Genomic DNA, 20,665 nt, shown 5'->3' with positions numbered 1-20,665 from the left:
CGTCGTCATGGCGCGTCTCGACAGCCTGCTCCGCGACCCTCCCCCGACCCCGCGCGTCGTCGACGACCCCGGGCCGTTCTTCCACGGCACGAGGGCCGATGTCGCCCCGGGCGACCTGCTCACCCCGGGCCGGCGGTCGAACTACGGTTCGGGACGCGAGTCCAGAAACATCTACGTGACGGCCAGCCGTGAAGGCGCGCCTCTCGCAGCCGAGCTCGCCCGCGGCGACGGTCCGCCGAGGGTCTATCGCGTCGAGCCGCTCGGGGCCATCGAGGACGACCCCAACGTCACCGACAAGCGCTTCCCCGGCAACCCGACGCGCTCCTACCGCACGAAGGAACCCCTCCGCGTCCTCGAGGAGGTCACGGGCTGGGAGCCCCCTCCAGCCGAGACGGTCCGGCACATCCGCGAGCGCATGGGCGAGCTCGCAGAGCTCGGCATCGAGGCCATGGACGACTGACGTGCGGTCGGTCGTCCGAGCCTGTGAGCTGCCTGCACATCTGCCCCGGCGACGGTTGGGCGGCCGGTGGGGCGGGTAGGACCCGGGGGTACAGCACCCCGAACGAAGGAGCGCACATGTCGGACGACGCCAAGGTCGCCAAGGACCTCGTGGAGACCCTGAATGACGGCGAGCGTGGGTTCACCTCTGCTGCCGAGAAGCTGCGCGACAGCGACCGCGCCGAGTGGGCCACCACCCTGCAGCGCCTTGCTGAGCAGCGTGCCGGATTCCGCCGCGAGATCGTCGGAATGGGCCACGAGTACGGTGACGACGTCGACGAGAGCGGTTCGGCTGCGGCCGCGCTGCACCGCGGCTGGATCTCGCTCAAGGACGCCCTGACCGGTGACGACGCGGGCGGTGTCCTCGGCGCCGCCGTCAAGGGCGAGGACCACGCGGTGTCGGAGTACGAGAAGGCCGAGAAGGCCGACCTCAGCGCCGGCTTCCGCGAGGTCGTGGCCCGTCAGCACGCCGCCGTCGTCGCTGCTCGCGACGAGGTCAAGGCCCTGCACGTCGCAGACTGACGAGAAGTGGCCGCCTCCTCGGAGGCACACCGCAGAACGACGAGCCGGTCAGCTCCCCACAGGGGCTGGCCGGCTCGGCGCGTTCCGGTCAGCCCTCCGTCGGCAGGCGCACGACGGCGCGCAGGCCGGGGGCGGCATCCTCGAGGCGCACGTCGCCCCCGTTGCGCCGCAGGAGCGCCCGTGTGATCGGGAGTCCGAGGCCGCTGCCTCCGCTGTCCCTGTCGCGGGCCTCGTCGAGTCGGGTGAACCGGTCGAAGACCCGCTCGCGGTCCTGCGTCCCGATGCCGTGCCCGTCGTCGCTGACCGTGACCTCGACCTGGTGGCCCACCGCGGCGGCGTCGAGCACGACACCGGTGCGAGCGTGCCGGACGGCGTTGTCGACGAGGTTGGTCAGGGCCCGCACCAGCTCGCCCCTGCGCGCCCAGGTCTGCATGTCGCGCCCCACGACGCCGGGCGCGACGCGCACCGGGACCCGGGCGCCGCGGTAGCGACCCACGACCTCCGAGAGCAGCTCGGCGACGTCGACCGCGGAGGACTGGCGGTTCGTCGCGGCGTCATCGGCACGCGCGAGCAGCAGCAGGTCGTCCACGAGGGTCGTCAGGCGGTCGACGTCCCCGAGCAGGTCGGCCGGCAGGTCCCCTCCCTCACCGAGCCGCTGTGCCACCTCGAGCTGGGTGCGCATGCTGGCGAGGGGGCTGCGCAGCTCGTGGGCCGCGTCGGCGACGAAGGCGCGCTGCTTGCGCCGGGCCACCGTGATCCGGTCGAGCATCGCGTTGAGGGTCGTCGCCAGGGCGCTGACCTCGTCGCTCGTCGGCGGCACGGGCAGTCGCTCGCTCTCCGAGGACGACTCGTCGATGCGCGCGGCGCCCCGACGGAGTGCCTCGACCGGGGCGAGCGCCGCGCCGATGACCCGCCACGCGATGAGCGCCAGCACCGCCAGCAGCAGCGGGAAGATCCACAGCAGCAGGGTGCGCAGCGTCCTCGTGCTCTGCTCGACGTCCGCCGTGGGTGCGGCGGCCACGACGGAGTACGCGTGAGCCGGGCCGGCCGGGACGGCCACGACCTGCAGGCGGCCCGACAGCCCCGACCGGCTGCCCGGGACGACCACCTGGAGCCCAGCCAGGGCGCGGCGCAGCTCGTCGGGGGTGACGAGGGCGGTCAGCCGGTCGGCCGTCACGGACCCGGTCACGACCCGTCCCGCGGCATCGATGACCTGGACCACCTGGGAGCCCGACACCGGGACCGGGTCCGGCATCCTGCCCGAGTCGACGAGCAGGGCCACCTGCTGGGCGCTGGCGCGAGCCGTGCCCTCGAGGGAGCGGCCCAGCGAGGCGGTGAGGACGGCATACAGCAGGACGCCACCGATGACGAGCGCCCCGGCGACCCCCGCGAGGCCCACGAGCATCAGCCGGGCTCGGATGCTGAGCCGTGCGACCCGGTGCCGCACCCTGCGCCTGCGAGCGCGGTCGGTCACGACGACATCCGGTAGCCGACGCCTCGCACGGTCTCGATCCGCGCCCGGCCCAGCTTGCGACGGAGGTAGCCGACGTAGACCTCGACGACGTTGGCGTCGTCGAGGTCGCCCCACACCTTCTCGAGGAGGACCTCCTTGTGGACGGCGGCGGGGTGTGCGCGCAGGAGGTGCTCGAGCAGGAGGAACTCCCGTGGGGCGAGCGAGACGGGCGAGCCCTCGACCTCGACGTGGTGGGCAGCCGGGTCGAGCGTCACCCCGGCGGCCTCGAGCACGGCCGGACGCGGGACCGGGTCCCTGCGCAGCAGGGCCCGCAGCCGCGCCACGAGCACGACGAAGGAGAACGGCTTGGTCAGGTAGTCGTCGGCGCCGTAGTCGAGCCCGTCGGCCTCGTCGTACTCCCCGTCCTTCGCCGTGAGGAGCAGCACGGGCACCCAGTTCTGCTCGGCCCGGAGGGTCTTCACGACGGTGTAGCCGGACATCCGCGGCAGCATGATGTCGAGGACGACGACGTCGTAGGCCCCGAATCGGGCCGCCTCCAGCCCCGCCTCACCGTCCCCGACGTGGTCGACGACGAAGCCCTCGGCGGTCAGCCCGCGCACGACGGCGGCAGCCATCCGCGCCTCGTCCTCCACCAGCAGCACCCGCACACCGCCACGATGCCACGACGCACGGGCGCCACGCCGCGCCTTGCGCCGGGGCGGTCTCAGGCGCCTCTCAGCACCCGCGACGCACGATGGTCGCATGAGCTTCTTCAGCGACCACCCCAAGTCCCGCTGGGTCCTGCCCGTGGCAGCGGTCGGTGTCATCGGGGCCACGGCCCTCACCGTCAACCAGACGGCCAGCGCGGACAGCGGCCTGCCGGCCCGCACCGCCGCCCAGCTGCTCGCCGACGCGCGCTCGGCGAACGTCTCCAGCCTCTCCGGGACCGTGGTGCAGACCTCGGACCTCGGGCTGCCCGACCTGCCGGGACTCGGCGGAGGCGGCGGCGGGCTGGGCTCCGCTAGCAGCTCGCTCACCTCCCTCGTCTCCGGCACGCACACCTGGCGGATCTGGCTCGACGGTCCCACCCGTCAGCGACTCGCCCTCATCGGCGCGAACGGCGAGTCCGACGTCATCCACAACGGCTCGGACGTCTGGCTGTGGTCCAGCGCCGACAAGACCGCCGTGCACCACCGGCAGGCTCCCGCGCAGGGGCGTGCCGGCTCGACCGGCACGCACCTTCCGGGCGGGGTCCCGAGCGCGCTGCCGTCCGGGGCGCCTCGCACCCCGGACGAGGCGGCGGCAGCAGCCCTGGCCCTCATGGGCAAGGACACGACGGTGACGACGTCGGGCACCGCCTCGGTCGCGGGCCGCTCGGCGTACGAGCTGGTCCTGACCCCGAAGGACCGGGCCACCCTCGTCGGGTCGGTGCGGATCGCCATCGACAGCCAGGAGCACGTGCCGCTGCGCGTGCAGGTCTACTCCACGAAGCTGACCAACCCTGCGTTCGAGGTCGGGTTCACGGCCGTCGACTTCAGCCGGCCCGACACCCGGCAGTTCGCCTTCACCCCGCCCGCCGGCACCACGGTCACCGAGTCCGACCGACTGACCGCGCCCAAGGGCGCCGCCGGCAGCAACCCGGCCCCGGGCAAGCCGTCCGCGCCCTCCCTGCCGACGATGCCGGGAGCGCCGAAGATCACCGGCTCCGGATGGAGCACGGTCGTCGTCGCGCCGTTCGCCCTCCCCACGGCGAAGTCCGGCGGTGGCACCGCGGCCGGCAGCGCGGCCCAGCTGAGCGGCCTGCTCAAGGCCCTCCCTGCCGCCTCGGGCGCGTGGGGCAGCGGGCACGTCCTGCAGGGCACGCTCTTCTCGGTCGTGCTGACGAACGACGGCCGCGTCGCGGTCGGAGCCGTCCCGGCGGACCAGCTCTACGCCGCACTGGCAGCGAAGTGACCCGTCCAGTCGATCCGCGGCTGGCGTCGGCCCCCGGGGAGGATCTCGCGATCGCGACCCGGGGGCTGACGAAGCGCTTCGGCGCCCGGGCCGCGGTCGACGGGATCGACCTGCTCGTGCCTCGCGGGTCGGTCTACGGCTTCCTCGGCCCGAACGGCTCGGGCAAGACGACGACGATCCGGATGCTGCTCGGCCTCGTCCGACCCACCGCCGGCACCAGCACGCTCCTGGGGCAACCGGTCCCACAGGGCGCCCAGCTCGTGCTGCCCCGCGTCGGGAGCCTCGTCGAGGGTCCGGCCTTCCACCCGTACCTGTCGGGCCGGGCCAACCTTCAGCGGCTCGACGCGGCCGACCTCACCGCGGACGCCCGTGACTCGAGACAGCGCATCGACGCCGCCCTCGACCGGGTCGGCCTCCTCGCCACCGCGGGCAAGCGGTACCGCGCCTACTCCCTCGGGATGCGCCAACGGCTCGCCATCGCCGCGGCGCTGCTCGTCCCGAGGGAGCTGCTCGTGCTCGACGAGCCGACGAACGGCCTCGACCCGCAAGGCACGCGCGAGGTGCGCCACCTCGTCGCCTCGCTGGCGTCGGACGGGACGACGGTCTTCGTCTCGAGCCACCTGCTCTCCGAGGTGGAGCAGATGTGCACCCACCTCGGCGTCATGAGCGACGGGCGGCTCGTCGCCCAGGGGTCGAGCACCGAGGTCCGTGGCGGCGCGGCTCCGGTGGCGAGGATCCTCACGGAGCAGCCCACCGTCGCGGCGCGGATCATGACCGAGCTCGGGCTCGTCGGTGTCGAGGCCGTGCCCGGCGGCGTCCGCGGCACCCCGGACGGCATCGCCCCGGAGAAGATCGTCGCAGCGCTCGTCGAGGGCGGGGTCGGCGTCAAGGAGTTCACCGTGACGAGCCCCAGCCTCGAGGACCTGTTCGTCTCGCTCACCGGGGAGGGCTTCGATGTCAGCGGCTGAACCGACCCTGACCGACGACCGCGGGGCGGGACCGCGCGGCGAACCGGCACCGATCTCGCGGCGGCTGCCCTCACGCCTGCTGCGGTCGGAGCTGCGCCTCATCGCCGGACGTCGACGCAACCAGATGGGGCTGCTCGTCCTCGCCGCCGTGCCGGTGCTCATCGCGGTCGCCGTCCGGATCTCCTCACCGCGTCAGGGTCGGGGGCCGGACTTCCTGTCGTCGATCACCTCCAACGGGCTCTTCGTGCCGCTCGCGGCCCTCAGCGTCGAGCTCACGCTCTTCCTCCCCCTCGCCATCGCGATGCTCGCGGGCGACGCCGTGGCCGGGGAGGCCAACCTCGGCACGCTGCGCTACCTGCTCACCGTGCCGGTGGGGCGCACGCGGCTGCTCGTCACCAAGTACGCCTCGCTCATGATCGGCGCCCTGTGGGGGGTCGCGGTCGTCGTGGTCGCCGGCGCCGTCGCGGGGATCGCCCTGTTCGGCACCGGGCCGATGCTGACGCTGTCGGGCACCGAGATCTCGTTCGGCTCGGCCGCCTGGCGCGTGGTGCTGGTCGGCCTCTACGTCGCCGCGGGACTGGCCGCGCTGGCCGCCGTCGGGCTGTTCATCTCGACGCTCACCGAGCAACCCCTGGCCGCGACGGTCGCCCTCATGATCTTCACGATCCTGTCGTGGATCGCCGACTCGGTGCCGCAGATCTCGTGGCTGCACCCGTGGCTGCTCGTCGACCAGTGGATGGCCTTCGGCGACCTGCTCCGCGACCCGCCCTTCTGGGACAACATCGCCCAGGGCCTGCGGGTCGACCTCGCGTATGCCGTGGTGTTCGGCCTGCTCGCGTGGGCCCGCTTCGCGGGCAAGGACATCACGAGCTGACGGCGGCGGCGGTAGAAGCGGCGGGACGGGTGGTCACCTCACCACGGGGGTGGCCACCCGGCATACGCCATGGGGTCCTCAGCGGATCGGGTCGGGATCGGGGACGGGCTCGTCGGCGTCGATGAGCGACGGCGGCCCGACGACCAGCTCCTCCTCCGCCGACGGCGCGGACGCCCGGGCGTCCGCGAGCACGTCGGCCGGCACGTGCCGCTCGAGGAACCGTCGCGCCAGACGCGTCGAGGGGTGGATGCCGATGGTGGCCGCGACGATGATCGCGGCGATGACGAGCCAACCGACCGGCCCCCAGTCCAGGGCGAGGAAGGTGAACACCGCCGGCGCCCACACCTTGCCGAGGGTCATGCTCAGCTGCGCCGCGCCCTGGTACGAGCCGCGCTGGCGCGGGTCCATCAGCTCCGCCTCGAAGGACCAGCTGGCGGCCGACACGTAGAGCTCGGCGCCGGTCACCGTCACGTGCCCGAGCCAGACGAGCGCGATCGTCAGCCAGCCGAGGGTGTCGTGCGTGGCGAGTGTGATGAGGCACGACACGACGAAGAGGGCGGCCGAGATCCGGATGGCGCGCAGCGCGCTGGGGACGTCCTTGACGCCGCGCGAGGTGATCATCGGCAGGAAGATGCACATCACCGTGTTGGTGCCGAAGAGGAACGCCAGCAGCACCCGGGGCGCATCCGTCTTCTGCACGAGCCACAACGGGATGACGACGTTGAGCAGCACCTGGTTGGTCCAGAAGACGCCGGTGAAGAAGGTCGTCAGCAGCCAGCCGGGGTTGCGCAAGGGGCCCGGCCCGGGGATGCGGACCTCCCGTTCCTCGGGCGTGCGCTCGTCGTGCGAGGCGTTGGGCAGGCGCAGGATGGCTGCGGCGTTGACGAGGAAGGCGAGCGCCGTGAACCACGGCAGCGCGTGCAGGACGTCGTTGGAGTGGAACGCCAGCGCGATGCCACCGACGACCGAGCCCAGCGTGAAGCCGAGGTTGAGCGCGGAGTACATGTAGGCCCGCGACCGCACGCGCTCCTCCGGGGGCAGGACGTCGATCGTGTACGCGCCGTACGCCGCACCCCCGAGCGCCCCGATGACCTCCATGCCGACCGCCATCGACACGTAGCCCTGGAAGCCCGTGATGAACGGCCAGAACGCGAACATCGCCGCCTGCCCGGCCGCGCTGACCGCCCACATCTTCCGCGGCCCGAAGCGGTCGACGAGCCGGCCCATCGGCAGCGCGGCGAGGAAGGCCGCGACGCCGGCAATCGTCAGGCCGAGGCCGACCTGCGCGGCGGACAGCCCGACGATCTGGGTGAAGAAGACCGCCGACCCCGTCATGAAGGTCCCCTCGCCCAGGGCGAAGAGCAGCGACTGCGCGGACAGCCGGCCCGCCAGGGGCGACGGCGGGCGGGCATGGCGGAGCGCGGCGTCGAGGATCACCCGGGAGATTCTCCGGATCGAGGGGCCGGCTGTCGTCCGAATTGTCCGGCGTGGCGCGAATCAGCGCGTCATCGGTGCGTGCGGTCAGGCGTAGAAGTCGGGCTTGGCGATCATCTCGACCTTGACGACGCCCTCGTCGGTGAGCGCTCGCACGCCGGCGTCGCAGACGCACGCCGCGGCATACCCGTCCCACGACGTGGAGCCGGTGTGCTCACCGCGGGCCACGGCCGAGATCCACTCCTGGACCTCGGTGACGAACGCCCCCCAGAAGCGGTCGTTGTGGTCGCGGGCGATCGAGTTGCGGTGGCCCGAGCCGTCACGGACCTCGACGGCGTTCTGGTCGGCGAGGCTCACCGTGCCCCTCTCGGCGACGGCCTCGCAGCGGATGTCGTAGCCGAACTGGCAGTTGACGAAGATCTCGTCGTCGACCCGCACGCCCGACTCGGTCTCGAGGATGAGCACGAGCGGGTCCTGGAGGTGCTCGAAGCGCAGCGAGGTCTTCTTCGGCTTGTCGACGCGTGCCGAGACGAACTCCTCGCCGAGCAACCAGCGCATCGTGTCGACCTCGTGGATCGCCGTGTCGTTGATGGCCATGTCCCACGTGTAGTGCTCGGGCACCGTGGGGTTGCGGTGCGCGCAGTGGACCATGAGCGTCTCGCCGAGGTCGCCCGAGTCGAGCAGCGCCTTCATCTCGCGGTAGCTCCGGTCGAAGCGCCGCATGAACCCGACGGTCACGAGACGTTGGCTGGCGGCCTGCTCGGCCTCCATGATCCGCAGCGCGGCCTCTGCCGTCGGAGTCAGCGGCTTCTCGCAGAAGACCGGCTTGCCGGCCTCGATGCACGCGATGACGTCGACCTCGTGGGCCGGTCCGTAGCTGCAGATCATGACGGCGTCGACCTCGTGGGCAGCGATGAGACTGGCCGAGTCCGGGTAGGCCGTCGCCCCGATCCGGGTCGCCACCTCCTGCGCGCGGCCCTCGTCGACGTCGCTCACGGCGACGACCCGACCGCCGGCGATGACGGTGTGGATGCGGTCGATGTGCGCCTGGCCCATGCCGCCCGGGCCGATCATGCCGATGCGTACGGTCATTGTGACTCCTTCGTCAACGGGTGCGGGGGCTCAGCGGAGGCCGAGGCCGATGGATGCGAGGTACTCGCGGGTCTGGATGGCGTTCGGCAGCGGGTAGGACGGGTCGCAGGGGTACATGTCCTGCTCGCACACGACGTAGAGCTCCTTGTCGAGGTCGGCGAGGGCCTCGACGAAGGCCGGCATGTCGGGGGCACCGGCGGGCGGAGCGACCGAGCAGCCCTTGGCGACGGCGAGACCGAAGGGCCAGTCCTCGTCGTGGGCCTGCTTGACCAGGCCCTCGTCCATCGCCTTGATGTGGACGTAGGAGATGCGCTCGGGGTACTTGCGGCACAGCTCCATCGGGTCGCCACCGCCGTAGACGATGTGGCCGGTGTCGAGGCAGAAGCCGACGTAGTCGGGGTCGGTGGCCTGGAAGACCCGGTCGATGTCCTCGGGCGTCTCGATGTGGCTGTCGCCGTGCGGGTGCAGCACCATCTGGAGGCCGTAGTCCTCCTTCATGATGCGACCGAGCTTGTCGGCATTGGAGATGTAAGCGTTCCATGCCTCCGTCGAGAGCACCCGGTCGTCGGTATAGGCCCACGTCTTCTCGTCGCGGAACATCGGGGGCAGGTGCACGATGTACTCGGCCCCGACCGCGGCGTGCGTCTCGGCGATCTCACGGAACGTCTTCTCCGTGTCGGCCCACGCCTCGGGCTTGTGCAGGATGCCCCAGCCGGTGCCGGCGACGACCCTGAAGCCGCGCTTGTCCATCTCCTCCTGGAGACGCTTCGGGTCCTTGGGGAAGTAGCCGAACGGCCCCGTCTCCATGACCGAGAAGCCGGCCTCGGCCATCTCGTCGAGGGCGGTCTCCCAGTGGATCTGCTTGTCGTCCTCGGGGAACCACACGCCCCACTGGTCAGGACAGACACCAATCGTCAGCTTGCTGTAGCGGTCGTCGGTGTTGCGGGCCTTGGACTCGGCCATCGTCGGTCGTTCCTCTCGAAGAGTGTTTGGGGTGAGGGGGTTCAGTCGTTCTGGGGGAAGCCGAGGTTGAGGCCGCCGTGGCTCGGGTCGAGCCAGCGGGAGGTCACGACCTTCCCGCGGGTGAAGAAGTGCACGCCCTCCATGCCGTGGGCGTGGGTGTCGCCGAAGAGCGAGTTCTTCCAGCCGCCGAAGGAGTAGTACGAGACAGGCACGGGAATCGGCACGTTGACGCCGACCATGCCGACCTCGACGTTGCGCTGGAACTTGCGGGCGGCACCACCGTCGTTGGTGAAGATGGCCGTGCCGTTGCCGTAGGGGTTGCTGTTGATGAGCTCCAGCCCCTCGTCGTAGGAGCGGACCCGCACGACCGAGAGCACCGGGCCGAAGATCTCGTCGTCGTAGAGCGACATGCCCGGCTTGACGTTGTCGAAGAGGGTCGGCGCGAGGAAGTAGCCCTCGCCGTCGGAGTCGTAGGAGTCCTGCCTCCCGTCGACGACGAGCGTCGCCCCCTCGGACACGCCGGCGTCGAGGTAGGAGGTGACCTTGTCTCGGTGCTGCGCGGTGACGAGCGGGCCCATGTCGCAGCCGCGCGTGCCGTCACCGGTGACGAGCTTGCCCATGCGGTCCTTGATCTTGGAGATGAGCTCGTCGGCGATGGGCTCGACGGCCACGAGGGCCGAGATCGCCATGCACCGCTCCCCCGCCGAGCCGAAGCCCGCGTTGACGGCGGCGTCGGCGGCGAGGTCCAGGTCGGCGTCGGGCAGCACGAGCATGTGATTCTTCGCCCCGCCGAGGGCCTGGACGCGCTTGCCCTGGGCCGTGCCCATCTCGTAGACGTACTTCGCGATCGGGGTCGAGCCGACGAACGACACCGACTTGATGTCGGGGTGGGTCAGCAGCGCGTCGACGGCCTCCTTGTCGCCGTTGACGACCTGCATGACGCCGTCGGGCAGCCCCGCCTCCTTCCACAGCGCGGCGATGGCGAGCGCGGCCGAGGGGTCCTTCTCCGAGGGCTTGAGCACGACGGCGTTGCCGCACGCGATGGCGACGGGGATGAACCACATCGGCACCATGGCCGGGAAGTTGAACGGCGAGATGACGGCGACGACGCCGAGCGGCTGGCGGATGGAGTAGACGTCGACGTTGGTCGACGCGTTCTCGGAGAAGCCGCCACGCATGAGCGTCGGTATGCCGCAGGCGAACTCGGCGACCTCGAGGCCACGGTTCACCTCACCGAGCGCGTCGGAGAGCACCTTGCCGTGCTCGGCCGTGATGAGCGCGGCGATGTCCTCCTTGCGGTCGTTGAGCAGCTCGCGGAAGGCGAAGAGCACGCCGGTCCGCCTGGCGAGCGACGCGTCGGCCCACTCCTCCCAGGCGGAGGCGGCGGACTTCACGACGTCGTCGACGAGCGAGGCCGAGGCGAGGTCGAGCACGCCGGTCTGCTCACCGGTCGCGGGGTTGAAGACGGGCGACGTGCGCTCGGCGGTGCCGGTCCACGACTGGCCGTCGATGAGGTGGGTGATGCGGGTAGGCGTGCTCATGAGGGTTTCCTTCTCTTGCAAGCTGGTTCAGGGGTATGCCGCGTGGCGGGCTTCACGGGGAGACGAGCGTGGGCGGGGTCGCCCACGTGTCGAGGTAGGAGCGGATGGCGTCGCGCATGTAGGTGCTCGAGTCACGCGCGCGGTCCTCCCAGGCGAAGACGCACGAGGTGACGATGCCGTCGAAGCCGATGCGCTCGAGGCCGGCGAAGAACTGGCCGAAGTCGACCTCGCCCTGGCCGATGTCGAGGTGCTGGTGCACCGTGACCTGCGAGCCGGGAGGGTTGACGATGTAGCGCAGCCCCGACGAAGCGGTGTGGTCGTAGGCGTCGGCGACATGGACCATCGTCACGAGATCGCCTGCCTTGTCGAGGATCCCGTCGCAGTCGTTGCCCTGGTGGAAGGTGTGCGGCGCGCAGTAGAGGAAGCTGACGTTCGGGCTGTTGATGCCGCGGATGATGTCGACCGCGCGCTTGCCGTCCTCCTCCCAGTCGTCGGGGTGCGGCTCGAGCACGAGCCGGATCCCCTCCTTCTCGAAGACGGGCAGCAGCTCCTCCATCGACTGCCAGAACATCCGCTCGCAGACCGCCGCCTCACGCGGGTTGCCGTTGAGCTCGGAGTTCATCGTGTCGACGCCGAGGTCGCTGGCGATCTGGATGGCCCGCGTCCAGTAGCGCACCGCTGCCCGGCGGTCCTCCTCGTCCGGCCCGCTCCACCTGAAGAGCGGCAGGACCGACGACACCCCGACCCCGGCGACGGCCAGCGCCTTGCGGAACGACGCGACCGTCGTGTCGTCGACGCGCGGGTGGTTGAAGAACGGGATGAAGTCGTCGCGCGGCGACAGCTCGATCCACTCGTAGCCGAGCTCGGCCACGAGAGAGGGCAGCTCGAGCAGCGGCGTCTCACGGAACATGTAGGGGTCGAGGGCGAGCTTCATGACTGGGACTCCGGGTCCGAGGTGATGGCGGCGGGGGTGATGAGCGGGCGCTGGGTCGCCTTGTGGTCGACGTACTCGCCGTATGCCGTCTGCGTCGTGTCGAGGTCGCTGACCGCCGAGACGGGCACGTCCCACCACGACGCGCTGTCGGGGGCGTGGACGAGCGGGTCGGTCTCGACGTGGATGACGACGGGTCCACCGTCGGCCGGCCAGGCCTTGGCCTCCTTGATCGCCTGGTGCAGCTCGTCGAGGGAGTGCACCTCGATGACGTGCGCACCGAGGGAGTGCGCGTTGGCCGCGAGGTCGACCGGCAGGACTGCACCGTCGAGCCGGCCGGACGACTCGCCCCGGAAGCGGTACGAGGTCCCGAAGCGCTGCGAGCCGAGCGACTCAGACAGCGAGCCGATCGAGTGGAAGCCGTGGTTCTGCACGAGCACGACGATGACCTTGACCCGCTCCTGCACCGCGGTGACGAGCTCGGTCGGCATCATGAGGTAGCCCCCGTCCCCGACCATGGCGAAGACGTCGCGCGACTCGTCGGCGAGGCGGATGCCGATCGACGCCGGCACCTCGTAGCCCATGCAGGAGTAGCCGTACTCCACGTGGTAGCCCTTGCGGTCACGGACCCGCCACAGCTTGTGGATGTCGCCGGGCATCGAGCCGGCCGCGCAGAGCACGACGTCGCGCGGGTCGCTCAGCTCGTTGACGGCGCCGAGCACCTGGCCCTGGGTCAGCAGACCCTCGGCGAGCCGGTCGGTGACGTCCGTCGGCGGGTTGAAGGCGCCCTCGACGGCCGCGTCCCACTCGGCCCACAGCGTCGCCTGGCGCGACCGGTAGGCGTCGTCGACGGCATACCCCTGCAGTGCCGCCGTCAGGGCGGTGAGCGCCTCGCGGGCGTCGGCGACGACCGAGAGGCCGGCGTGCTTGCCCGCGTCGAAGCGCGCAACGTTGATGTTGACGAAGCGGACCCCCTTGTCCTGGAAGGCGGTCCGCGACGCCGTGGTGAAGTCGCTCCAGCGCGTGCCGATGCCGATGACGACGTCGGCCTCGGCCGCGAGGGCGTTGGCGGCCGTCGTGCCGGTCGAGCCGACGGCGCCCATCTCCTGCGGGTGTCCGTGCGGCAGCGAGCCCTTGCCGGCCTGCGACTCCCCGACGGGGATGCCGGTCGCCTCGCAGAACGCCTGCAGGGCCGACTCCGCGCCCGAGTAGTGCACGCCACCACCGGCGACGACCAACGGACGACGGGCCGAGCGGATGACCGCCGCGGCGTCCTCGACGTCCACGGCCTCGGGCAGGGGACGGGCCACGCGCCACGTGCGCGGCGCGAAGAGCTCGACCGGCCAGTCGTGGGCCTCGGCCTGCACGTCCTGCGGCAGCGCGATGGTCACGGCGCCGGTCTCGACCGGGTCGGTGAGCACGCGCATCGCGCCGAGCAGCGCGGACGGCAGCTGTTCCGGGCGGCTGACCCGGTCGAAGAACCTCGACAGCGGGCGGAAGGCGTCGTTGACCGTCACGTCGGCGGCATACGGCAGCTCGAGCTCCTGCAGCACCGGGGAGCTGACGCGCGTCGCGAAGGTGCCCGACGGCAGCAGCAGCACGGGGATCCGGTTGATCGTCGCGAGCGCCGCACCCGTCAGCATGTTCGTCGAGCCGGGCCCGACCGAGGCCGTGCACGCCCACGTCTGCAGGCGGTCCTTCTGCCGGGCATAGGCGACGGACGTGTGGACCATCGCCTGCTCGTTGCGTGCGAGCACGTAGGGGAGGTGCTCCTCGCCGTCGGCGAGCTCGTTCTGGAGCAGCGCCTGGCCGATGCCGGCGACGTTGCCGTGGCCGAAGATGCCGAAGCAGCCGGCGAAGAGCTTCTGCCGCTCGCCGTCGCGCTCGCTCCACTGGTTGGCGAGGAAGCGGACCACGGCCTGGGCCACCGTGAGGCGCACCGTCGTGGCTGCGTGGGTGTCGCTCGTCATCGAGCACCTCCAAAGGGGAGACGAGGGTCGACCGGCTGGCCGGACCACGTGTCGCGGACCCAGCCGTGGGCGGGGTCGTCGCAGATGAGCCAGGACCGTTCCCGGCCGGGGCCGGCCATGACGTTGAGGTAGTACAGGTCGTAGCCGGGAGCCGCCATCGCCGGACCGTGCCAGCCGTGCGGCACGAGCACGACGTCCCCGGATCGCACCTCGGCCAGCACGTCGATCGGCCGCGCGTCGGTGCCGTAGACCCGCTGGTAGCCCACGGGGTCCGTGCCTGCCGCCGCCGGGGAACCGGCCTCGGGTGCCACTTCGAAGTAGTAGATCTCCTCGAGGTCGGTCTCGACCCCGGGCCGGTCCTCGTCGTGCTTGTGCGGCGGGTAGGAGCTCCAGTTGCCACCGGGCGTGACCACCTCGCAGGCGATGATCGAGTCGGCGTCGAGCACGCCCGGGATGCCGAAGTTGCGCACCTCGCGAGAGGCGACGCCCGCACCGCGCAGCTCGACGGGCACGTCGGCGACGCCCACGTGGCGGAACGGCGGCGTGTGCCGCTCCGCCGCGCGGGCGCCGCACACCGCGACCCGGGCCGGGCCCCCCTCGGCCGTCACCGTCAGCTCGGCGTCCCGCGAGCCGTAGGCGACGTCGGTCGGGCCCGCGAAGACGGACTCCCGGCCGGCGAGGTGCGCCTCGTGCGTGCCCCCGTCGGCGTCGACCGCCGTGACGGACACCGTGCCCGACAACGGCACGACGACGTGCTCCCACTCCCCCGCCGCGACGGTGCGGCTCTGCCCGGGAGCGAGGTCCACGGCATACAACCTCGTGTGTGCCCAGCCGTCGACGGAGTCGTCGATCGCGACCGACCACTCGGCCGTGCCGGCGCTGCCGAGGGGGCGCACCCAGCGCTCGTTGTCATTCACGCGTCGGCCCCGCTCCCGACGGCCGAGCCGTGCACGAGGCCGGCGGCGATGTCGACGGCCGCGGCGACGTCCCCGTCGGGCGGGAAGAGCAGGGCCCGACCGACGACGAGACCACGCACCGCGGGCAGGTCGAGCGCGCGGCCCCACGACGCATACGTGTCCTGCGGGTCGCCCTGGGGGTCGCCGCCGAGCAGCAGCGTCGGCAGCGTCGTCGCGTCCATGACCCGGTCGAGCTCGTCGACGACGGGGAGCTTGAGCCACGTGTAGGCGCTCGACGCCCCGAGCCCGGCCGCGATGTGGACCGACTTGATGGTCGAGTCGGGGTCGAGCTGGTTGACCACCCGGCCACCTTCGCGCGTCGAGAGGAAGGGCTCGACCATGGCCATGACCTGGTGCTCGGCGAGCTCGGTGACGGCACGGGCGCTCGCCTCGAGCGTGGCCACCGTGCCCGGGTCGTCGAGGCAGATGCGGGTCAGCATCTTGCCGCCGTCGATGCCGCGAGCCGCGATCTCGGCGGCCGTGTAGGCGGTGAAGCGGTCGTCGAGCTCGAAGCTCGACCCCTGCAGGCCGCCACGGTTCATCGAGCCGATGGCGACCTTGTCGTCGAGCGCGCCGAGCAGGAGGAGGTCGTCGAGGATGTCGGGGGTGCCGAGCACGCCGTCGACGCCGGGACGCTGCAGGGCCGTGACGAGCCGGTCGAGCAGGTCGCTGCGGCTCGCCATGGCAGCGCCTGCGCCGCGCACGCCGAGGGCTCCGCGGGCCGGGTGGTCGGCGGCCACGAGGAGCATGCGGCCGTCCTCGCGGACGAGGGGCCGGCGCTGCCGGGCAGCCCAGGCGGCGGCGATGCGCCCGGGCTCCCGGACCCGGATCTCGGTCAAGTCGGCGACAGCGACGCGCGGGCTGGAGGGACGGGTCGCGGGCGTGTGCTGCGTGGTGGTCATCGTGCCTCCTCGGCGACGGTGGCGAACGGGGCGGCGGGCCGGGCGCGGGTGGCCAGGTGCTCCTCGACCTCGGCGGACGTCGGCATCGCGGTGGAGCACTCGAGCTTGCTCGCGACGATGGCACCGGCGACGTTGGCGAACTCGAGGACGCGCCGCAGGTCCCAACCCTCGAGCAGCCCGTGGCACAGGGCCCCACCGAAGGCATCGCCCGCACCGAGGCCGTTGACGACCTCGACCGGGAAGGGCGGCACCTCGACGCGCTCGTCGCGGGTCGCGGCCAGCACCCCCTTGGGTCCCTGCTTGACGACGGCGAGCTCGACACCGCGCTCGAGCAACGCGTCGGCCGCCCGCTGCGGGTCGGTCTCACCGACGGCGACCTCGCACTCCTCGCGGTTGCCGACGGCGACGGTGACGTGGTCGAGCGCGCGCCCGACCTGCTCGCTCGCCTCGGCGGGGTCGGCCCAGAACATCGGCCGGTAGTCGAGGTCGAGGACGGTGTGGGCGCGCCGTCCTCGAGCCGCCCAGGCGGCGAAGTGCGCGGCGCGGCTCGGCTCCTGCGACAGGCCGGTGACCGTGGCCCAGTAGACGCCGGCCGTGCGGATCGCGTCGAGCGGCAGCTCGTCGGCGTCGATCATGAGGTCGGGCGCGGTCGGGTAGCGGTAGAAGTACAGCGGGAAGTCGTCGGGCGGGAAGACCTCGCAGAAGGTGACAGGCGTCGGCGGCCCCGTGACGGCGGAGACGAACGCGTCGTCGACGCCGAAGCCGCGCAGCGCCTCGTGGACGTAGCGGCCGAAGGCGTCCTGCCCCGTGCGGGTGATCAGGGCGACGCGGTGGCCGTGCCGGGCCGCGGCGACGCTGACGTTGGTCGCGCTGCCGCCGAGGAACTTCTGGAAGGTCTCGACCTTCTCGAGGCCGACGCCGTGCTGGAGCGGGTAGATGTCGACGCCCGTGCGCCCGATCGCGACGACGTCGTAGGCGGTGTCGTCGCGGGTGTCGTCGAGGGTGTCGTATGCCGTGTCGCCGGCCGGGGTGGTCGAGGTGCTCATCGTGCCCAGGTCCTTCACAGACCGGGGATCTCGGTGAGCGCGACGGGCCGGTTCTCCCGGCGCGAGAGCTCGCAGGCCTCGGCGACGCGGAACGCCTGGAGGGCGTCGGTGACGGTGCACGGCGAGGCGAGCGTGCCGCGGGCGACGGCGGCGAAGGCCGTCAGCTCGGCGCGGTAGGCCGGCAGGAAGCGCTCCATGAACGACCAGTGGCGCGGGCCGGACGGGTAGGTGGCGCCGGGCTCGGCGGAGGTGACGGCGAGCGAGTCGTCGTAGCCGACGCCGATGGTGCCCTCGCTGCCGAGGACCTCCATGCGCACGTCGTGGCCGGCGCCGTTGTAGCGGGTGGCCGAGAGGTTGACGAGCGTGCCGTCGTCGAGCGTGAGCACGGCCGCGGCGGTGTCGACGTCGCCCGCCTCGGAGAAGAACGCCGCGCCCTTGTTGGCGCCGGTGGCGTAGACCGAGGCGACCTCGCGGCCGGTGACGAACCGGATGATGTCGAAGTCGTGGATCGAGCAGTCGCGGAAGAGTCCGCCACTCGTCGGGATGTAGGCGGCGTGCGGCGGGGACTGGTCGTGCGTCTGCGCGCGGATACTGTGCAGGAAGCCGAGCTCGCCGCCGGCGACGGCCTGCTGGGCTCGCTGGTAGCCGCGGTCGAAGCGGCGCTGGAAGCCGACGTGGACCGGGGTTGACGTCCGCGCCACCAGCTGTGCGAGGTCGAGCGTCTCGCTGAGCGTGGCGGCGACCGGCTTCTCGCAGAAGGTCGGCACGCCCGCCTCGAGGCCGAGGCGGATGAGGGGCGCATGACCCGGCGTCGCCGTCGTGATGACGAAGCCGTCGACCCCCGCGGCGAGCAGCTCGGCCGGCGACGCGGCATACCCGACCTCGAGCTTGTCGGCGACGGTGCGCGCGGCGTCGGAGTCCAGGTCGGCCACGACCACCTCGTCGACGTCGGAGAGGTCGCGGAGGGTCTCGGCGTGGAACGCCCCGATGCGGCCGACTCCGGCCAGTCCGATGCGCATGTGCACACTCCCTTGGGTGATCGCGGTGGGTGGCGGCCGGTGGGCGGTCGCCGTGGGGTCCGGTCGACGCGAGCCTCGGCGTCGTCGGCCTTTCGAGAACGATCGTCGTGCCGCGCCCCACGTCGTGTCAAGCAAATGTTAGGACATTCTGATGTTTGATCAATCTCTTGACACGACGACGGAATGGGGGGCATCCTCCAATCGCTGGACCCGTACACCTCCCGGGCGACGACCCTCGACCCGGCACCACCCTCCGGCCCGCACCTGAGCGCCAAGCGGCACACGGCATACGGGCACCTCCACCCTGATCGACGGATCCACCGTCACAGAACGTCGCGCCACTCCGGCGACCGGGCCACCGCGACGGCAACGAAAGGAATCAACGATGACTCCGACTCGGACTCGCAGGAGCCTGACCGTCGTAGCCGGCCTGGCCACGGCCGCCACCCTCGCCCTCGCGGCGTGCAGCGGTGGCGGCGCACCCTCCACCAGCTCGACGGCCGGCAGCGGCGGCGGCGGTGCGGGTGACAACTCCGGCTACACCTTCGCCATGGTCACGCACGAGACCCCCGGCGACACCTTCTGGGACAAGATCAAGGCCGGCGCGCAGCAGGCGGCCAAGAACAACGGGATCACCCTGAAGTACTCCAACGACCCCGACCCCGCCAAGCAGGCCACGCTCATCCAGAACGCGGTCGACTCCAAGGTCGACGGCATCGCCACGACGCTCGCCACGCCCGACGCCCTCGCCGGCGCGGTCAAGTCGGCCAACGACGCCGGCATCCCCGTCGTCGCCTTCAACTCCGGCATCGACCAGTACCAGAAGGTCGGCGCCAAGATGTACTTCGGCTCCGACGAGACCCTCGCCGGCACGACGGCCGGCAAGCGGATCGCCGACGCCGGCGGCAAGAAGGCGCTCTGCGTCATCCAGGCGTCCGGCTCGGTCGCCCTCGAGGCCCGGTGCGCCGGCGTCAAGGCCGGGCTGCCGGCCACCGAGAACATCCAGGTCAACGGCGCCGACGACCCGTCGGTCGTCTCGGCCCTGCAGGCCAAGCTCGCCCAGGACAGCTCGATCGACTACATCGTGACCCTCGGCGCCCCGATCGCCCTCGACGCCCTCAAGGCGATGGACGCGGCCGGCAGCAAGGCCAAGCTCGTCACCTTCGACCTCAACGTCGACGCCGCCCAGGCGATCAAGGACAAGAAGATCGAGTTCTCGATCGACCAGCAGCCCTACGTCCAGGGCTACCTCGCCATCCAGGCGCTCTACCTCAACAAGAAGAACGGCAACGACATCGGCGGCGGCAAGGCCGTCCTCACCGGCCCGTCGTTCGTCGACTCGACCAACATCGACCAGATCCTCCCGTTCGCCAAGAACAACACGCGCTGACCCACCGGGGCGGCCGGCCCGGGCAACCGGCGCCGGCCGCCCCCTCGCACTCCACTGCTCGCTCGCTCGTCAAACGGATCGGAGAGGTCCATGAGTCAAACCACCACGACGCCCCCCTCGGCGCCGGCCGAGGCGTCGAACCGGGTCACGCTCGGCTGGTCGAACCGCCTGCTCGCACGCCCGGAGGTCGGGGCGCTCGTCGCGGCGATCGTCATCTTCATCTTCTTCCTCGTCGTCGCCCCCGCCTTCCGGTCGCCGGCGTCGTTCTTCACGGTGCTCTACCAGTCCTCCACCATCGGGATCGTCGCGGTCGCCGTGGGAATGCTCATGATCGGCGGCGAGTTCGACCTCTCCGCCGGCGTCATCGTCACCACGGCCGGACTCGTCAACGCGATGTTCTGCTACCAGCTCGGCATCAACCTCATCGTCGGCGCGGTGCTCTCGCTCGTCGTGAGCCTCGCCATCGGCTTCCTCAACGGCTACCTCGTGGTGCGCACCGGCATACCGAGCTTCCTCATCACCCTGGGCACCTTCTTCGTGCTGCAGGGTGCCAACCTCGGCGTCACCAAGCTCGTCACGGGCTCGGTCTCGACGCCGAACATCAACCAGATGGCCGGCTACGGCACCCTCGACGCGATCTTCGCCTCGAGCTTCAAGGTCGGCAGCGTCACCGTCGAGATCACCGTCATCTGGTGGTTCCTCTTCGTGGCCCTGTCGGCGTTCGTCCTGCAGCGCACCCGCATCGGCAACTGGATCTACGCCGTCGGCGGCAACGCCGACTCCGCCCGCGCCGTGGGCGTCCCGGTCAAGGCCGTCAAGATCGGGCTGTTCATGACCGTGTCGTTCCTCGGCTGGTTCATCGGCATGCACACGCTCTACAAGTTCGACACGCTCCAGGCCGGCAACGGCATCGGCAACGAGTTCCTCTACATCATCGCCGCGGTCGTGGGCGGGACACTGCTCACCGGCGGCTTCGGCAACGCGATCGGCGTCGCCATCGGCGCCTTCATCTTCGGCATGACGAGCCTCTGCATCGTCTACGCCGGCTGGGACCCCAACTGGTTCCGGGCCTTCCTCGGCGTCATGCTCCTGCTCGCCGTGATGGTCAACCTCTACGTCAAGCGACTCTCGACCGCCCGAAAGGTGGGCTGAC

General features: G+C 71.4%; 19 protein-coding genes. 7 read left to right on the top strand and 12 right to left on the bottom strand.

All coding sequences use genetic code 11. The features are described 5' to 3' along the window. The first annotated feature begins 7 nt into the window (after nt 1-7). Nucleotides 8-460 carry an NAD(+)--rifampin ADP-ribosyltransferase gene (gene arr / locus ABD297_RS23710; RefSeq protein WP_425581168.1) on the top strand — a complete coding sequence of 151 codons (453 nt, stop codon included), beginning with the start codon at nt 8-10 and terminating at the stop codon, nt 458-460. A 116-nt stretch (nt 461-576) separates the two neighbouring features. After that, nucleotides 577-1,020 (top strand): ferritin-like domain-containing protein, encoded by a 444-nt coding sequence (locus tag ABD297_RS12530; protein WP_344255278.1) that lies wholly within the window; start codon nt 577-579, stop codon nt 1,018-1,020. 88 nt (nt 1,021-1,108) lie between these two features. Here ABD297_RS12530 and ABD297_RS12525 read toward each other — a convergent pair whose 3' ends face one another. Both ABD297_RS12525 and ABD297_RS12520 read right to left on the bottom strand, forming a co-directional pair. Continuing rightward, nucleotides 1,109-2,494, bottom strand: coding sequence for a sensor histidine kinase (locus ABD297_RS12525; RefSeq protein ID WP_344255277.1), 1,386 nt, complete (start codon nt 2,492-2,494; stop codon nt 1,109-1,111). Then, entirely contained in the window at nt 2,491-3,141 is a 651-nt protein-coding gene (locus tag ABD297_RS12520) for a response regulator transcription factor (RefSeq protein WP_344255276.1), read from the bottom strand. The genes ABD297_RS12525 and ABD297_RS12520 overlap by 4 nt, the downstream gene beginning before the upstream one ends. 94 nt (nt 3,142-3,235) lie before the next feature. Between ABD297_RS12520 and ABD297_RS12515 the strand changes: the two genes are divergently transcribed. Genes ABD297_RS12515 through ABD297_RS12505 form a run of 3 tightly spaced genes read left to right on the top strand, consistent with a single transcriptional unit; the run spans nt 3,236 to nt 6,268 of the window. Next, nucleotides 3,236-4,426 (top strand): LolA family protein, encoded by a 1,191-nt coding sequence (locus ABD297_RS12515; protein WP_344255275.1) that lies wholly within the window; start codon nt 3,236-3,238, stop codon nt 4,424-4,426. Further along, nucleotides 4,423-5,394: an ABC transporter ATP-binding protein gene (locus ABD297_RS12510; protein WP_344255274.1), complete on the top strand. Its 972-nt coding sequence runs from the start codon at nt 4,423-4,425 to the stop codon at nt 5,392-5,394. Before ABD297_RS12515 ends, ABD297_RS12510 begins: the two co-directional genes overlap by 4 nt. Then, nucleotides 5,381-6,268 (top strand): ABC transporter permease, encoded by an 888-nt coding sequence (locus ABD297_RS12505; RefSeq protein WP_344255273.1) that lies wholly within the window; start codon nt 5,381-5,383, stop codon nt 6,266-6,268. Before ABD297_RS12510 ends, ABD297_RS12505 begins: the two co-directional genes overlap by 14 nt. Nucleotides 6,269-6,346: 78 nt before the next feature. On the opposite strand, the gene ABD297_RS12500 is transcribed toward ABD297_RS12505, so the two are convergent. From ABD297_RS12500 to ABD297_RS12455, 10 genes are all read right to left on the bottom strand, one after another. Then, on the bottom strand, nt 6,347-7,705 hold the full coding sequence (locus ABD297_RS12500) for an MFS transporter (protein ID WP_344255272.1): 1,359 nt from the start codon (nt 7,703-7,705) through the stop codon (nt 6,347-6,349). A gap of 84 nt (nt 7,706-7,789) precedes the next feature. Next, nucleotides 7,790-8,794: a Gfo/Idh/MocA family protein gene (locus ABD297_RS12495; RefSeq protein ID WP_344255271.1), complete on the bottom strand. Its 1,005-nt coding sequence runs from the start codon at nt 8,792-8,794 to the stop codon at nt 7,790-7,792. 30 nt (nt 8,795-8,824) lie between these two features. Further along, nucleotides 8,825-9,757 carry a TIM barrel protein gene (locus tag ABD297_RS12490; RefSeq protein WP_344255270.1) on the bottom strand — a complete coding sequence of 311 codons (933 nt, stop codon included), beginning with the start codon at nt 9,755-9,757 and terminating at the stop codon, nt 8,825-8,827. A gap of 41 nt (nt 9,758-9,798) precedes the next feature. Continuing rightward, a complete protein-coding gene (locus tag ABD297_RS12485; protein WP_344255269.1) occupies nt 9,799-11,298 on the bottom strand; it encodes a CoA-acylating methylmalonate-semialdehyde dehydrogenase in 1,500 nt (499 codons plus the stop codon). Nucleotides 11,299-11,350: 52 nt separating this feature from the next. Next, nucleotides 11,351-12,232 carry a sugar phosphate isomerase/epimerase family protein gene (locus ABD297_RS12480; RefSeq protein ID WP_344255268.1) on the bottom strand — a complete coding sequence of 294 codons (882 nt, stop codon included), beginning with the start codon at nt 12,230-12,232 and terminating at the stop codon, nt 11,351-11,353. After that, a complete protein-coding gene (gene iolD / locus ABD297_RS12475) occupies nt 12,229-14,199 on the bottom strand; it encodes a 3D-(3,5/4)-trihydroxycyclohexane-1,2-dione acylhydrolase (decyclizing) (protein WP_344255267.1) in 1,971 nt (656 codons plus the stop codon). The genes ABD297_RS12480 and iolD overlap by 4 nt, the downstream gene beginning before the upstream one ends. Beyond that, nucleotides 14,196-15,116 carry a 5-deoxy-glucuronate isomerase gene (gene iolB / locus ABD297_RS12470; protein ID WP_344255266.1) on the bottom strand — a complete coding sequence of 307 codons (921 nt, stop codon included), beginning with the start codon at nt 15,114-15,116 and terminating at the stop codon, nt 14,196-14,198. Before iolB ends, iolD begins: the two co-directional genes overlap by 4 nt. After that, nucleotides 15,113-16,057 carry a Cgl0159 family (beta/alpha)8-fold protein gene (locus tag ABD297_RS12465; RefSeq protein ID WP_344255265.1) on the bottom strand — a complete coding sequence of 315 codons (945 nt, stop codon included), beginning with the start codon at nt 16,055-16,057 and terminating at the stop codon, nt 15,113-15,115. The genes iolB and ABD297_RS12465 overlap by 4 nt, the downstream gene beginning before the upstream one ends. Continuing rightward, nucleotides 16,054-17,103: a 5-dehydro-2-deoxygluconokinase gene (gene iolC, locus ABD297_RS12460; protein ID WP_344255264.1), complete on the bottom strand. Its 1,050-nt coding sequence runs from the start codon at nt 17,101-17,103 to the stop codon at nt 16,054-16,056. The genes ABD297_RS12465 and iolC overlap by 4 nt, the downstream gene beginning before the upstream one ends. A gap of 14 nt (nt 17,104-17,117) precedes the next feature. Continuing rightward, nucleotides 17,118-18,122, bottom strand: a complete 1,005-nt coding sequence (locus ABD297_RS12455) for a Gfo/Idh/MocA family protein (RefSeq protein ID WP_344255263.1) — start codon at nt 18,120-18,122, stop codon at nt 17,118-17,120. Between the two features lie 385 nt (nt 18,123-18,507). Here ABD297_RS12455 and ABD297_RS12450 point away from each other — a divergent pair, with 385 nt between their 5' ends. Together ABD297_RS12450 and ABD297_RS12445 are read left to right on the top strand one after the other, a co-directional pair. Further along, nucleotides 18,508-19,512 (top strand): substrate-binding domain-containing protein, encoded by a 1,005-nt coding sequence (locus ABD297_RS12450; protein ID WP_344255262.1) that lies wholly within the window; start codon nt 18,508-18,510, stop codon nt 19,510-19,512. A 90-nt stretch (nt 19,513-19,602) separates the two neighbouring features. Continuing rightward, entirely contained in the window at nt 19,603-20,664 is a 1,062-nt protein-coding gene (locus ABD297_RS12445; protein WP_344255261.1) for an ABC transporter permease, read from the top strand. The last annotated feature ends 1 nt before the right edge of the window (nt 20,665 follow it).

The sequence above is a fragment of the Terrabacter carboxydivorans genome (assembly GCF_039532035.1).
Lineage (GTDB): Bacteria > Actinomycetota > Actinomycetes > Actinomycetales > Dermatophilaceae > Terrabacter > Terrabacter carboxydivorans.
Note: the sequence above shows the minus strand (reverse complement) of the source record. Positions and strands in the feature narration are given on the sequence as shown.